The organism is Mesorhizobium sp. B2-5-4 (genome assembly GCF_006441095.1).
Taxonomy (GTDB): domain Bacteria; phylum Pseudomonadota; class Alphaproteobacteria; order Rhizobiales; family Rhizobiaceae; genus Mesorhizobium; species Mesorhizobium salmacidum.
Genome location: NZ_VFUR01000008.1, coordinates 1 through 13,173, shown reverse-complemented (window position 1 = coordinate 13,173; position 13,173 = coordinate 1). Strand labels below are relative to the sequence as shown.

Below are 13,173 nucleotides of genomic sequence, written 5' to 3'. Positions count from 1 at the left end.
GTCAAGTCACTTTGGTTTCGCGCATGATCCTTTCCGAACCTCGATTCCGATTTCGGGGTCATGCGCCAGGTGCAAGGAGTTGTTTCGTGCGCACCCCGGCAAGACCGCCGCTGGATGGACTGAAGAAAAGGCTCGACCAAAGCCGGGCCGAGCGCGCGCGCATGCCGCGCGACGGGTTCCTGCGCGAGACCTTCGTCCTGCCGCGCTCGGATGCCCGCCTCAAGGCCAAGGAATGGTTCGAACGCTTCCCAAAGCAGGCCTACTGGACCGAGATCGAAAGCTGGTTCGAGCGCCCGGGGGATTTGATCGAGTTTACGATCAGGCGCTTGCCGGCGGCGGATTAGGATTTCCTCGCCCCGTTTGCGGGGAGAGGATGCCGGTAGGCAGGTGAGGGACGGCGCGACCCTTCGAGTGCTGGCGCTGCCCCTCTTCCGCCTTTCAGGCACCTTCTTCCCGTGCACGGGAAGAAGGAAGAATCAGCCGCCGCGCGCCAGTTCCCTCCCGGGCCAGCCGATCCTCCTTATTGCGCAGCGGACATTTGTCGATCGACATGCAGCCGCAGCCGATGCAGTCGGTCAGCCCGTCGCGCAGTTTCTTCAACTGGGCGATCTTGTGATCGAGCCCGTCGCGCCAGGCTGTCGACAAAAGGTTCCAGTCGTCGCGTGTCGGCGTCCGGCCCTCGGGCAGGGATGCCAATGCCTCACCGATCTCGGCCAGCGAGATGCCAACCTCCTGCGCCACCTTGATGATCGCCACCCGGCGCAGCACGTCGCGGCCGTAGCGGCGCTGGTTGCCTGACGTGCGGTGGCTGCGGATCAGCCCGCGGGTTTCATAGAAATGCAGCGCCGACACCGCCACACCGCTGCGCGCAGCCACCTGGCCGACCGTCAATTCCAACGCTGGTGCCATCTCTCGATTTTCCGCTTGACCTCAAGTTAAGTTGAGCTTGTAGCCAAGAAAGCGTGGATGTGCAAACGAAGGAGAAGGCGGATGTGCGCCTGGGCAAAAATCACCGCGGACCGCACTGCCGCCGGTCCCCTAGCCGAGCTGCCGGATGGCTTCGCCCGCCACCATGGCCACGGAAAGGGCGACGTTGAGGCTGCGCGCGGTGGGCCGCATCGGGATTGTCAGCCGAACATCCGCCGCCTGATGGAGTGGATCCGGCACGCCCGCGGATTCGCGGCCGAACAGGAGGATGTCGCGGTTGGTGAAGCTGAAGTCGGTGTAGGGGGTCGTAGCCTTGGTCGACAGCAGCACCAGCCGATCCGCGCGCGCCTTGCGCCACTCCTCGAAGGCGTGCCAGTCGACATGCCGGGTCAGGGCAGCCATTTCGAGGTAGTCCATGCCGGCGCGCTTGAGCGCTTTGTCGGAGAGCGGAAAGCCGGCCGGCTCGATAATGTCGACGCCAAGCCCGAGACACGCGGCGAAGCGCAGGATTGTCCCGGTATTGCCGGCGATGTCAGGCTGGTAGAGCGCGATGCGGAGACCACGGTTCACTTTCGCGTCCTTCTAATAAGTGGCAGATCGGCCACAGCTGCTTCGCGGTTTTGGAAATTCCTGGACCTGCGGGTGGCCATTTTCTGCGAAGTCGAGTATACGACCAGCATTGTCAACCCGAACCGATGGAGGGGTAATTCATGATGGCCATGTACATCCAGCGCCCCACCCGTGGGCTTACTTGCGCCCTGGCGGTTTCGGTACGACGTTTCTCCTGATCTTTTAGATACTTCCGCACCGATTTCCGCCGAAACCATACCCTGGTCTTCGAAGGAATCCTGCGATGTTTTTTAAGCTGCCGAAGGGGCCGATGGCCCCGTCCCAACGCGTCCCGACTGATCCGCCGCCGATCCCGCGGCACGATGTCGATCATCCTTTTCATCTCTATTTTCACACGGAGGACGGACCGATGTTCGATCCCTACAGAATACCGGGCTCGAGGAGCCTGCATGTCCACCGGCTGCCGACCTGGGCGCTGCTGATCGGCGACACCTATTCGTCGGCGGTTCATGCCGAAGTGCGCAGGCGTCCGCATCGCGGCATGCTGCCGGATGTCGATTTCTCGCACGCGGTTCCCGATCCGAGCCGGCCGTCGCTGGTGCGCCGGATCGTCCGGCTGATCCGGCCGGGCGCGAAGAACCGGACTGGCGGCGCCGTGTCGTCAGGATCGACAAAGGTGCCTGTCGGCGAAAAGCCGGCGAACCCCTATATAGCGCGAAGCAGGGCCGACGCTCCGGATGATTCCGGAGCGTCGGCCCTCGACGCCATGCGGTCCGAGGACTTTGTACGTCGCCAAGCCGCGTAAGCGGAAAACAGATTTTACAGGCGTATCCTATGTTTTTGTTTAGCTGGTTTGAAAGAAGGCTCGATCCGTTCCCGGCCGCGGAACCGGTCGAGCCGCCCAAGACGCTGGTTGCCTTCTGCCTGCATTATACGCGCGGGGCATGGCCCTATATCCTTGTCGATGCGGTGCTGGTGGCGGCCATCGCAATCGCGGAAGTGTGGATGTTCGGCTTCCTCGGCCGCATCGTCGACTGGCTGTCGGGGCAGAACCGCGAGACTTTCCTGCAGACGGAGGGCTGGAAGCTCGCCGGCATGGCCTTCATCGTCTTGTTTGCGCTGCCCGGCACGGTTTGGCTGCATTCGCTGCTCAACCAGCAGACGCTGATGGGCAACTATCCCATGCGCATCCGTTGGCAGGTGCATCGCTACCTGCTCAAGCAATCGATGAGCTTCTATCAGGACGAATTCGCCGGCCGCATCGCCACCAAGCTGATGCAGACCGCGCTCGCCGTGCGCGAATGCGTCATCAAGGTGATCGACGTCCTGAACTACGTCATCGTCTATTTCCTCGGCATGCTGTTGATCGTCGGTTCGGCCGACTGGCGGCTGGCGGCGCCGCTCGGCGTCTGGCTGGTCGGCTACATCCTGTTGCTGCGCTTTTTCATCCCCCGCCTGGGCAAGGTCGGCGAGGAGCAGGCCAATGCGCGCTCGACCATGACCGGCCGCGTCGTCGACAGCTACACCAACATCCAGACGGTCAAGCTGTTTTCCCATTCGCGCCGCGAGGCCGCCTTCGCCAGGGAAGGCATGATGGGCTTCCTCGACACGGTCTACCGGTCGATGCGGCTGGTGACGGTGCTGTTCGGCTCGCTCTACATACTGAACGCGCTGCTGCTGTTCTCGGTCACCGCCATCTCGCTGTGGCTGTGGATGGGGCAAGCGGTGACGATTGGCGCGGTTGCAGTGGTCATCGGCCTGGTGCTCCGGATGTGGGGCATGTCGCAGTGGATCATGTGGGAAATGTCGGGCCTGTTCGAGAATATCGGCACGGTGCAGGACGGCATTGCCTCCATCTCGCTGCCGCGCCTCGTAGAGGACAGGCCGGATGCCAAGGAGATCAGCGTTTCCAAAGGCGATATCCGCTTCGAGGACATCCGCTTCCACTACGGCAAGCAGAAGGGCGTCATCGAAAACCTGTCGCTGACGGTGAAGCCGGGCGAAAAGGTCGGCATTGTCGGACGCTCGGGCGCCGGCAAGTCGACGCTGGTCAATCTCCTCTTGCGCTTCTACGATCTGGAGTCCGGCCGGATCCTGATCGACGGCCAGGAGATCGCCGGCGTGAAGCAGGATTCGCTGCGCGCCCAGATCGGCATGGTCACACAGGATACCTCGCTGCTGCATCGTTCGGTGCGCGAGAACATCCTTTATGGCCGGCCCGATGCCAGCGACGACATGCTTGTCGAGGCGGCGCGGCGGGCAGAGGCGCTGGATTTCATATCGGCGCTTTCGGACCATAGCGGCCGCCAGGGCTTCGATGCCCATGTCGGCGACCGTGGCGTCAAACTGTCCGGCGGTCAGCGGCAACGCATCGCCATTGCTCGCGTTATGTTGAAGGACGCGCCCATACTTATCCTTGACGAGGCGACGTCGGCGCTCGATTCCGAGGCGGAAGCCGCCATCCAGGAGAATCTCTACAAGCTTATGCAGGGCAAGACCGTCATCGCCATCGCGCACCGGCTGTCGACCATCGCGGCGATGGACAGGCTCGTCGTGATGGACCAGGGCCGCGTCATCGAGGAGGGTTCGCACGAGGAACTGGTCGCCAGAGGCGGGCTCTACGCGCAGCTCTGGCAGCGCCAGTCGGGTGGATTCCTGCTCGAAGACGGCCCGGTCGACGCCGCCAACGACGCAGTTGTAAGGGGGCAAGCCGCAGAATGATGGCCGCCGCATGATGACAGCCGTCTACCGCTGGTTCGAGACCTGGGTCTACCCGTTCAGAGAGCCGGCGAATCTTCGGCCACCGGCCAGCGTCGCCGGCTTCCTCCGGCACTATGTCGGGCAGGCGAAGTTCGCCTTCTTTGCCATGCTGGTCATCGGCGGCATCGCGCCGCTGGTCGAGGCCGGCCTGTTCTATTTCGTCGGACGGCTGGTCGACATTCTCGACCAGTTGCCCGGCGAGCGGAGCTGGCACGCGCTGTGGACCGCCGCCGGCCCCGAACTTATGTTCATGGTCGCGGTGGTGCTGGTCATCCGCACGGTGGTCGTCGGGCTGTCGGCGCTGGTCGACGAACAGACGATCACGCCCGGCTTCTACAATCTGGTGCGCTGGCAGGCGCACCGGCACGTATCGCGCCAGTCCTATGCCTTCTTCCAGAACGATTTCGCCGGCCGGATCGCGACGAAAGTCTGGCAGGCCGGGCAGGCGACCGGCGACCTGATGGAAAGCTTCATCGAGGTCGTCTGGTTCATGATCGTCTATACGGTGACGACGCTGGCGCTGGTCGCGGGGCTCGACCTCAGGCTCGCGGTGCTGGTGATGATCTGGATCACCGCCTTCGGATTTCTGGCCAAGCTCTATCTGCCGGCTATCCGCAAGCACGCCGAAGCGACGGCCGAGGCGGGCTCGATGATCAATGGCCGCATCGTCGATTCCTATTCCAATGTACAGACACTGAAACTGTTCGCGGCCGACGGAGACGACCGCTACATCAGGAACGGCTTCGACATCTATCTCGACGCATTGCGTCCCTTCACCCGCCGGTTGACCGGCGTGCGCATGGCGTTGACGACGCTGTCGGGCATCATGATCACGGCGATCGGCTGCTTTGCCGTCTATCTGTGGGTCGAGGGCTCGATCACCGTCGGCGCCGTCGCCTTCACGCTGTCGCTGGTGCTGCGCCTCAACATGCTGCTCGGACGGCTGATGATGCAGATGAACGGTATCTTGCGAAACCTTGGCGTGCTGGAGAACTCCAAGGCGCTGATCTCGCAGCCGCTCGGCCTGACCGACGCACCGGGCGCGAAAGAGCTGGTGGTGACGGGCGGACGCATCGACGTGAAGAATGTCGAATTCCACTACGGCAACGGGTTTGGCGTGCTGAACGGCATCGACCTTGTCGTTAAGCCGGGTGAGAAGGTCGGGCTGGTCGGGCCATCGGGCGCCGGCAAGACGACGCTGGCCAACCTGATCCTGCGTCTCTACGATCTCGAGAGCGGCCGGATCACTATCGACGGACAGGACGTCTCCGGTGTGACGCAGAATTCGCTGCGCGCCAACATCGGCGTCGTCAGCCAGGACACCGCTCTGTTTCATCGGTCGCTGCGCGACAACATCAAGCTCGGCATGCCCGATGCGACCGACGCGCAGGTGATCGCGGCGGCCAGGAAGGCCGAGGCCCATGAATTCATCCTGACCTTGCGCGACAACAGGGATCGCCAGGGCTACGAGGCCTTCGTTGGCGAGCGCGGCGTCAAACTGTCGGGCGGCCAGCGCCAGCGCGTGGCGATCGCCCGCGTCTTCCTCAAGGATGCGCCGATCCTGATTCTCGACGAGGCGACGTCGGCGCTCGATTCCGACATCGAGGCGGCGATCCAGGAGAATCTGACGCGGCTGATGGAGAACAAGACCGTTATCGCCATCGCGCACCGGCTGTCGACGATCGCGGCACTGGATCGCCTTGTGGTACTCGACGGCGGCCGCATCGTCGAGCAAGGCACGCATGACGAACTGGTGGCGCTCGACGGGCTCTATGCCCGGCTGTGGAAGCGCCAGTCCGGCGGCTTCCTCTATCACGAGGAAAGCGTGCTGGAAGAGACGCGGCCGGCGGAGTAGGCGCATGGTTGGATCGCCAGAGTTCGGCCCAGAGGTCGGCTATGTCCTCAAGCGTTTACGACCAACCGTGGTGGCCTTCGGCGCGTTGAAGGAAGAGAGCCGGCTGGAAGGCTATTGGATGCTGGTGCGCCTGGGCGATGGCTGGGCAAGCGGCCGCAACAAGTTCCTGAAGCGGGGCGAGGGACTGTTCGGGATGTGGCATGGCCGGGAACTCGCCGGCGTGTGCGGGCTGAACATCGATCCCTATTTCGAGGGCAGGGACCAGGGCCGGGTCCGGCACCTGTTCGTCAGTGCGCGCCACCGCCGCAACGGCCTTGGCCGCATGCTGGTCGAGACCGTGATCGGCCGGGCCGGCCAATATTTCGCTGTGTTGAACACCCGCGCGCCGCCGGAAGCCTTCGGTTTTTATGAACGGCTTGGTTTTCAGCGCGTGGAAGGCGAAGAATTCGTCACCCACCGCATGGTGCTCGGGAAGGGGAACTGAAATGTCCTTGCGTCCGCCATCTCATCTTGCCGGCGCGTCGGCCGCCGACGCGGCCTTCGACGCGCTTGGCCATGAAATCCTCGCCGAGAAGGCGGCGGCACTCGGTCGCGCGGGGCAGCGCGTGGAAGAAACCTTGGCCCGGCTGCGCGACAATGGCGACGATGAGTTGCGCCCCCGTCTGCTCAAGGAGGCCGCCGCCGCGGTGCATGGCTATTTCATCCAGCGCGAATTGTGCGGCTTTCGCAAGCATGACGCCGTCATCCGCGAATACAACATCCCGAAAGCCGTGCTGGTCAGGCTTGGCGCCATGTAGAGTTGGAGCTTGCCGCGCTGATTTCCCTGTGGAAGCGCGCCAGGCGGGCGGCAAGCGCTTCGGGATTTTCATCGGCAACGAAGTGTCCGCTGCCGGCTATGATGTCGCCCTCGACATTTGAGAGCCCGGCTGCACGCAAGCCATCGACATAGTCGCCGATGTCGCCGGACTCGGCCGCACCCCTCAGATACAGCACCGGAACCGCAATCGGTTTCGCGGGCCGCGCGGCATTGACCTTGGCATCCTCGGGAAAGGCACGATACCAGTCGAACCCCGCCTGGAGGCTTTCCGGCCGTGAATAGGCCTTGGCGTAGATTTCCCTGGCGTCGTCAGGGATCGAGGCTCGATCCTTCGAAAGCACATTGAAGAAGAAGTCGAAATAAGCGCTCTGATGGCCGCTGACCAGCGTTTCCGGCAAGGCGGGGACGGCATGGAAGGCGAAGTGCCAGATCCGCGGATCGCGAATGACCTTCTCCCACGGCGCGATGCCTGGAATGACGACATCCATGATCGCCGCGCCGGAAAGGATGTCCGGATGGTCTCTCAACAAGGCAAACACGATCTGGCCGCCGACATCATGGCCGGCGGCCACGAGCTGGCGTAGTCCGCAAGTCTCTGCGACGCCTCTCATCAGTCTCGCCAGGGTTCTCTTGTCGCCAGCCCCGGGCAGGCCTTGCGAGCCGCCGATGCAGGGCAGATCAGGGGCGACGACCCGGTAGTCGGCCGCCAACCGGCCGATCACCCGCTCGAAGGCGTAGGAGCTTTGCGGCCATCCGTGCAGCAGGAGGAAAGCCGGTGCTCCGGCAGGGCCTGCCTCGCGCATGGCAATGCTCAGGCCTTCGATTTCGATGGTCGAGGTTTGCATGTCCTGGCCCTGACGGCTTTCCGGTTGGCTCCCATGCCTTAGATCTAGGCGCCGACCGGGAAGCCGCCAGGGTTATGCAGGAGTTACTCCAGCCATTCGGTTATGAAGCTGCCGTTCTCGTGGATGTCGGTCGTTTCCAGCGGACCCGGGCCGAGATTGGAGAATTTGTGCGGCGTGTGCGGCGGCACGATGACGATCTGACCGGCGGTGGCCTCGATTTCCTGGTCGCCGACCGTGAACAAGGCGGTGCCCTGGCGGATGATGAAGATCTCCGCATAGGGATGGGCGTGCAGCCGCGGGCCGCCGCCGACGTCGGGCAGGTAGTTGAAGATCAGGCAGGAGTTCGAGCCGTAGGCGCCGCATTGCAGTTCGCCCTTCCAGTGGTTGGAACGAACAGCCCATTCCTCGCGATCGATGACATGCGCCATGCGGCCAAGGATAGATCACGCCGATGCTCCGTGTCGAGGCGAGGCATCGGATTTGCGGTTGTTTCCCGGTTGTTTAGCCGCCTTTCGCGGCGCCTGGCCGTCCCGCCCGGCGACAGGGTATTTCGTCCCCGCGACAATCTGCCCTTGTGCCTTCACCCGTCTGGACAAAAACGGGCTTCACGCATAAACCGAAGTCCAAATGCCGGAGGAATTCGCTAGCCTGTTCGCCATGCGCTGTCGGGTTGGCGTGATTGAGCGGGGACAAGGCTCGGCCACCGGCGCGGAAGAGGCGAAAGGATCAGGCACCCGTGAGCGCAACCGACATCCACGATCCCAACCGTCGAGATTTTCTCTACGTCGCCACCGGCATGGCCGCCGTGGTTGGCGCCGGTGCCGTCGCCTGGCCATTCATCGACCAGATGCGCCCCGACGCCTCGACACTGGCGCTCGCTTCGGTCGAGGTCGATGTCTCCTCGCTGACGCCTGGCAGCTCGCTGATCGTCAAGTGGCGCGGCAAGCCGGTCGTGGTGCGCAACCGCACCGAGAAGGAAATGAAGGACGGCGAGGCCGTCAGCCTCTCCGATCTCAAAGATCCGATCGCGCGCAACGCCAATTTGCCATCCGATGCGCCGGCAACCGACGCCAACCGCACCACGCCCGGCAAGGAAGCCTGGATGGTGATGGTTCAGGTCTGCACCCATCTGGGCTGTATTCCGCTCGGCCAGGAAGGCGATTTCGGCGGCTGGTTCTGCCCGTGCCATGGCTCGCAATACGACACTGCCGGCCGCATCCGCAAAGGCCCGGCGCCGGAGAACATGGCGATTCCGGTATTCAAGTTCGTTTCCGACACCAAACTCCTTATCGGTTGAGGCAGGGGATATTTCGATGAGCGAGGGACACTCGACCTATACGCCGAAGACCGGTATCGAACGCTGGTTCGACGCCCGCATGCCGCTGCCCAGGATGGTCTATGACAGCTTCATCGCCTATCCGGTGCCGCGCAACCTGAACTATATGTGGACCTTCGGCGGCATCCTGGCGATCATGCTGGTGGCGCAGATCCTGACCGGCATCGTGCTGGCCATGCACTATACGGCCGACACCAATCTCGCCTTCGGTTCGGTCGAGAAGATCATGCGCGACGTGAATTCGGGATGGCTGTTGCGCTACATGCATGCCAACGGCGCCTCGTTCTTCTTCATCGCCGTCTACCTGCACATCTTCCGCGGTCTTTATTATGGCTCCTACAAGGCGCCGCGCGAACTTCTGTGGATCCTCGGCTGCATCATCTACCTCCTGATGATGGCGACCGGCTTCATGGGCTATGTGCTGCCATGGGGGCAGATGAGCTTCTGGGGCGCCACCGTCATCACCGGTTTCTTCAGCGCCATTCCGCTGGTCGGCGACTGGATCCAGCAGCTGCTGCTCGGCGGCTTCGCCGTCGACAATCCGACGCTGAACCGCTTCTTCGCGCTGCATTACCTGCTGCCGTTCATGATCGCCGGCGTCGTGGTGCTGCATGTCTGGGCGCTGCATGTCGTCGGCCAGTCGAACCCGACCGGCATCGAGGTCAAGTCGAAGACCGACACCGTCGCCTTCACCCCCTACGCGACCATCAAGGACGCGTTCGGCATGATCGTGTTCCTGTTCGTCTTCGCCTATTTCGTCTTCTACCTGCCGAACTATCTCGGCCATCCGGACAACTACACGGTTGCCAACCCGTTGAAGACCCCGGCCCATATCGTCCCGGAATGGTACTTCCTGCCGTTCTACGCGATCCTGCGCGCCATCACCTTCAATGTCGGGCCGATCAATTCCAAGCTCGGCGGCGTGCTGTGCATGTTCGGTGCCATCGTCATGCTGTTCCTGGTGCCGTGGCTCGATACTTCCAAGGTGCGCTCGGCGGTCTACCGGCCCTGGTACAAACTGTTCTTCTGGCTATTCGTGGCCGATGCCATCCTGCTGGGCTGGCTGGGCTCGCAGCCGGCGGAAGGCAGCTATGTGTTCATGGCGCAGATGGCGACGCTGTTCTACTTCGCCTTCTTCCTCATCGTCCTGCCGGTTCTTGGCCTGATCGAGACACCGCGCAGGCTGCCGAACTCGATCACCGAGGCGGTGCTCGAAAAGAACAAGGGTGGCAGCGGACATCCGGTGGGCGCCACGGCAGCACCTGAGACCAAGGGCTGAGCGGTAGAGAATCTAAGGGGATTTGGCATGAAGAAGATTCTCACCTCGCTGGCGCTGATCGGCCTTGTGGCCGCCGGCACCGGAGTAGCAGGCACTTGGGCGTTAGCGGCTGAAGAAGCGCACAACGCGGCGGCACCGACGCATTTCCCGATCAACGAGCCGAAGGAAATGAGCTGGAGCTTCACCGGCCCGTTTGGCACCTATGACAAGGCGCAGCTGCAGCGCGGCCTGAAGGTCTACAAGGAAGTCTGCTCGGCCTGCCATTCGATGAACCTGGTGGCGTTCCGCACGCTGTCGGACCTCGGCTATAGCGACGCGCAGATCAAGACGCTGTCAGCCGAATACACCATCCACGACGGCCCCAACGATGCCGGCGACATGTTCGACCGTCCCGGCAAGCCATCCGATCATTTCCCGGCGCCGTTCGCCAATGAGGAAGCCGCCGCTGCCTCCAATGGCGGCGCGGCGCCGCCGGATATGTCGCTGCTGGCAAAGGCGCGCGGCGTCGAGCGCGGTTTCCCGCAGTTCGTCTTCGACATCTTCACCCAGTATGATGCCGGTGGTCCCGACTACATCCATTCGCTGCTGACCGGCTATGACCAGACGCCCCCGGCCGGAATGGTCATCCCGGAAGGCACGCACTACAACCCGTATTTCATGTCGGGCGTGTCGCTGAAGATGCCCAAGCCGCTCTCCGACGGCCAGGTGACCTATGACGACGGTTCGCCGCAGACCATCGACCAGTATTCCCGCGACGTGGCTGCCTTCCTGACATGGGCGGCCGAGCCGCACATGGAAGACCGCAAGAAGATGGGCTTCCGCGTGCTGGTGTTCCTGCTTCTGTTCGGCGCCCTGGTCTACATGACCAAGCGCAAAGTATGGGAAGCCGTCGCACATTAGGCGTTGGGCCGTTCAAGGCACGACATGGGGCGCCGCGAGGCGCCCTTTTCTGTTTTTCGGGTGGATTGCACCGCCACGTCTCGGCGGTGTCACATGGCCGTCACCACACATCGCGATCCTGCGGCGCTCTCATCAAAGGATTACGCCCATGAATAGATACGCATCGCTAGCGGCAGGCCTGCTGCTGCTCGTCGTTGGTTCCACTGCCCGCGCCGAAGACGCAAAGCCCTTCATCACCAACAAGGACGTCGACCTGACGATGATCCTGCCGCCGCCGCCGGCCAATGATTCGGCCGAGACCAAGGCCGAGCTTGGCGAGGTGCTGACCATGCAAGTCACGCGCACACCCGAAATGGAAGCCCGCGCCATCGCCGATGCCGAGGAAAACGTCTGGCGTTTCGCCGACGTCATGGGACCGAATTTCAACAAGGACAAGCTGCCGAAATTCAGCGCCTTCTTCGATCGCGTGGTGGAGACCGAAGGCGCCGTCGTCGATCCGGCGAAGGACGTCTGGAAGCGCCCGCGTCCGCACCAGCTCAGCGATCTCGTGAAGCCGGTGGTGAAGCTGTCGAGCTCCGGTTCCTGGCCGTCGGGCCATGCGACCGTCGGCACGATGATGGGCATCATCCTGGCTGACATGGTTCCGGAGAGGCGTGCCGAGATCATGGCGCGCGCGGCCGAGTTCGCCCATAACCGCATCGTCGGCGGCATCCACTATCCGTCCGACGTCGAGATGGGCAAGATTTCCGGCAGCGTCATCGCCGCGGTCTTGCTCAACCGCGATGACTTCAAGGCCGAGTACGAAGTAGCCAGGGCGGAGCTTCGTTCCGATCTCGGCATGTAAAATTGGCCGATAGCCATCTGTTCGAGCGGGGCGCCTTCGGGCGCCCCTTTTCGTGTCGGCCAGGGCCTGCGGCCCACGGCAAGGAAATCGCCTGGCATCGCTGCCAAATCCTTTGTCGGATGCGCTTGTCTCGACCGTCACATCGCGCTAGCCGTTGTCGGTCGCGCCGGGTTACGATCGGCCCCGCGCCGTTTCGCTTCTGTCAGCTGGATCATCCGGAGCCGCTTCATGAAATCCTCGCTCGAAGACACGCTGCTGGCGTCGATCCGCACCATCCCCGACTATCCCAGGCCCGGCATCCTGTTTCGCGACATCACCACACTGCTCGGCAACGCACGCGCTTTCCGCCGCGCCATCGACGAGCTGGTGCATCCCTATGCCGGGCAGAAGATCGACAAGATCGCCGGCATCGAAGCGCGCGGCTTTATCCTGGGCGGCGCCGTCGCCCACCAGCTCTCGGCCGGCTTCGTTCCGATCCGCAAGAAGGGCAAGCTGCCTTATGAGACCGTGCGCGTCGCCTACAGCCTGGAATACGGGCTGGACGAGATGGAAATGCACAAGGACGGCGTCGCGCCCGGCGAGAAGGTGATCCTGGTCGACGATCTGATCGCCACCGGCGGCACGGCGGAAGCGGCGGTCAAGCTGCTGCGCCAGATCGGGGCGGATATTCTCGCCGCCTGCTTTGTCATCGACCTGCCGGATCTGGGTGGGCGCGCCAAGCTCGAGGCGCTCGGCGTGCCGGTGCGGACGCTGATCGGCTTCGAGGGACATTGAGGGGTCGAGTCTGTTCCTTCTCCGCTTGTTGTGGGAGAAGGCGGATCGGCGCGCAGCGCCGAGACGGTTGAGGGATGGGTGACGCAGTGCCGTCGGCGCCAAGCTGGAGCACCCCTCATCCGACCTCGCTTCGCGAGGCCAGCGCCCTGGGCGAGTCACGGGCCTCGCCCGCCCTTCAGGCCCCACAAGGAGGCCTTTGCACGGGAGCCGATATTTGGCGCACGTGATGCATGGGCGTTTTTTGAAAGGCGATCGGGCCGCCTTGG

General features: G+C 63.2%; 15 protein-coding genes. 11 read left to right on the top strand and 4 right to left on the bottom strand.

What is annotated here, in order from left to right; translation table 11 throughout:
* Positions 1 to 86 precede the first annotated feature (86 nt).
* A complete protein-coding gene (locus FJ492_RS12000; protein WP_023770299.1) occupies positions 87 to 344 on the top strand; it encodes a hypothetical protein in 258 nt (85 codons plus the stop codon).
* A gap of 94 nt (positions 345 to 438) precedes the next feature.
* Here FJ492_RS12000 and soxR read toward each other — a convergent pair whose 3' ends face one another.
* Both soxR and FJ492_RS11990 read right to left on the bottom strand, forming a co-directional pair.
* Positions 439 to 909 (bottom strand): redox-sensitive transcriptional activator SoxR, encoded by a 471-nt coding sequence (gene soxR / locus FJ492_RS11995; protein ID WP_140769990.1) that lies wholly within the window; start codon positions 907 to 909, stop codon positions 439 to 441.
* A 129-nt stretch (positions 910 to 1,038) separates the two neighbouring features.
* Positions 1,039 to 1,497, bottom strand: a complete 459-nt coding sequence (locus tag FJ492_RS11990) for a tRNA (cytidine(34)-2'-O)-methyltransferase (RefSeq protein ID WP_140769988.1) — start codon at positions 1,495 to 1,497, stop codon at positions 1,039 to 1,041.
* A gap of 409 nt (positions 1,498 to 1,906) precedes the next feature.
* On the opposite strand from FJ492_RS11990, the gene FJ492_RS11985 reads away from it, so the two are divergent.
* The 5 genes from FJ492_RS11985 to FJ492_RS11965 are packed head-to-tail and all read left to right on the top strand — an operon-like array spanning position 1,907 to position 6,909.
* Positions 1,907 to 2,302: a hypothetical protein gene (locus FJ492_RS11985; RefSeq protein ID WP_140505189.1), complete on the top strand. Its 396-nt coding sequence runs from the start codon at positions 1,907 to 1,909 to the stop codon at positions 2,300 to 2,302.
* 29 nt (positions 2,303 to 2,331) lie between these two features.
* Positions 2,332 to 4,218 (top strand): ABC transporter ATP-binding protein, encoded by a 1,887-nt coding sequence (locus tag FJ492_RS11980; protein WP_140769985.1) that lies wholly within the window; start codon positions 2,332 to 2,334, stop codon positions 4,216 to 4,218.
* Between the two features lie 10 nt (positions 4,219 to 4,228).
* The gene (locus tag FJ492_RS11975) at positions 4,229 to 6,112 is read left to right on the top strand and encodes an ABC transporter ATP-binding protein (protein WP_140751061.1); all 1,884 of its coding nucleotides are present in this window, start codon (positions 4,229 to 4,231) and stop codon (positions 6,110 to 6,112) included.
* 4 nt (positions 6,113 to 6,116) lie between these two features.
* Positions 6,117 to 6,596, top strand: a complete 480-nt coding sequence (locus FJ492_RS11970; RefSeq protein ID WP_140769983.1) for a GNAT family N-acetyltransferase — start codon at positions 6,117 to 6,119, stop codon at positions 6,594 to 6,596.
* Between the two features lies 1 nt (position 6,597).
* Positions 6,598 to 6,909 (top strand): DUF6665 family protein, encoded by a 312-nt coding sequence (locus tag FJ492_RS11965; protein WP_140712483.1) that lies wholly within the window; start codon positions 6,598 to 6,600, stop codon positions 6,907 to 6,909.
* On the opposite strand, the gene FJ492_RS11960 is transcribed toward FJ492_RS11965, so the two are convergent.
* Both FJ492_RS11960 and FJ492_RS11955 read right to left on the bottom strand, forming a co-directional pair.
* Positions 6,890 to 7,774: an alpha/beta hydrolase gene (locus tag FJ492_RS11960; protein ID WP_140769981.1), complete on the bottom strand. Its 885-nt coding sequence runs from the start codon at positions 7,772 to 7,774 to the stop codon at positions 6,890 to 6,892. The genes FJ492_RS11965 and FJ492_RS11960 overlap by 20 nt on opposite strands.
* A gap of 83 nt (positions 7,775 to 7,857) precedes the next feature.
* Complete coding sequence (locus FJ492_RS11955) at positions 7,858 to 8,202, bottom strand: cupin domain-containing protein (protein WP_140504914.1); 345 nt, start codon at positions 8,200 to 8,202, stop codon at positions 7,858 to 7,860.
* Between the two features lie 308 nt (positions 8,203 to 8,510).
* On the opposite strand from FJ492_RS11955, the gene petA reads away from it, so the two are divergent.
* The 5 genes from petA (at position 8,511) to FJ492_RS11930 (ending at position 12,907) form a co-directional block, all read left to right on the top strand.
* Entirely contained in the window at positions 8,511 to 9,071 is a 561-nt protein-coding gene (petA, locus tag FJ492_RS11950; protein WP_015316073.1) for a ubiquinol-cytochrome c reductase iron-sulfur subunit, read from the top strand.
* 16 nt (positions 9,072 to 9,087) lie between these two features.
* On the top strand, positions 9,088 to 10,389 hold the full coding sequence (locus tag FJ492_RS11945) for a cytochrome b N-terminal domain-containing protein (protein ID WP_140504915.1): 1,302 nt from the start codon (positions 9,088 to 9,090) through the stop codon (positions 10,387 to 10,389).
* A 27-nt stretch (positions 10,390 to 10,416) separates the two neighbouring features.
* Positions 10,417 to 11,289 carry a cytochrome c1 gene (locus FJ492_RS11940; protein ID WP_140504917.1) on the top strand — a complete coding sequence of 291 codons (873 nt, stop codon included), beginning with the start codon at positions 10,417 to 10,419 and terminating at the stop codon, positions 11,287 to 11,289.
* 148 nt (positions 11,290 to 11,437) lie between these two features.
* Complete coding sequence (locus tag FJ492_RS11935) at positions 11,438 to 12,133, top strand: phosphatase PAP2 family protein (RefSeq protein WP_140751069.1); 696 nt, start codon at positions 11,438 to 11,440, stop codon at positions 12,131 to 12,133.
* Between the two features lie 228 nt (positions 12,134 to 12,361).
* The gene (locus FJ492_RS11930) at positions 12,362 to 12,907 is read left to right on the top strand and encodes an adenine phosphoribosyltransferase (RefSeq protein ID WP_027143364.1); all 546 of its coding nucleotides are present in this window, start codon (positions 12,362 to 12,364) and stop codon (positions 12,905 to 12,907) included.
* Positions 12,908 to 13,173: the final 266 nt, after the last annotated feature.

Bases quoted from the DNA above. Each gene is read 5' to 3' on its own strand.
- soxR (WP_140769990.1), bottom strand. From the start codon at position 909: ATGGCACCAGCGTTGGAATTGACGGTCGGCCAGGTGGCTGCGCGCAGC.
- FJ492_RS11985 (WP_140505189.1), top strand. From the start codon at position 1,907: ATGTTCGATCCCTACAGAATACCGGGCTCGAGGAGCCTGCATGTCCAC.
- FJ492_RS11980 (WP_140769985.1), top strand. From the start codon at position 2,332: ATGTTTTTGTTTAGCTGGTTTGAAAGAAGGCTCGATCCGTTCCCGGCC.
- FJ492_RS11975 (WP_140751061.1), top strand. From the start codon at position 4,229: ATGATGACAGCCGTCTACCGCTGGTTCGAGACCTGGGTCTACCCGTTC.
- FJ492_RS11970 (WP_140769983.1), top strand. From the start codon at position 6,117: ATGGTTGGATCGCCAGAGTTCGGCCCAGAGGTCGGCTATGTCCTCAAG.
- FJ492_RS11965 (WP_140712483.1), top strand. From the start codon at position 6,598: ATGTCCTTGCGTCCGCCATCTCATCTTGCCGGCGCGTCGGCCGCCGAC.
- FJ492_RS11960 (WP_140769981.1), bottom strand. From the start codon at position 7,774: ATGCAAACCTCGACCATCGAAATCGAAGGCCTGAGCATTGCCATGCGC.
- FJ492_RS11955 (WP_140504914.1), bottom strand. From the start codon at position 8,202: ATGGCGCATGTCATCGATCGCGAGGAATGGGCTGTTCGTTCCAACCAC.
- FJ492_RS11945 (WP_140504915.1), top strand. From the start codon at position 9,088: ATGAGCGAGGGACACTCGACCTATACGCCGAAGACCGGTATCGAACGC.
- FJ492_RS11940 (WP_140504917.1), top strand. From the start codon at position 10,417: ATGAAGAAGATTCTCACCTCGCTGGCGCTGATCGGCCTTGTGGCCGCC.
- FJ492_RS11935 (WP_140751069.1), top strand. From the start codon at position 11,438: ATGAATAGATACGCATCGCTAGCGGCAGGCCTGCTGCTGCTCGTCGTT.
- FJ492_RS11930 (WP_027143364.1), top strand. From the start codon at position 12,362: ATGAAATCCTCGCTCGAAGACACGCTGCTGGCGTCGATCCGCACCATC.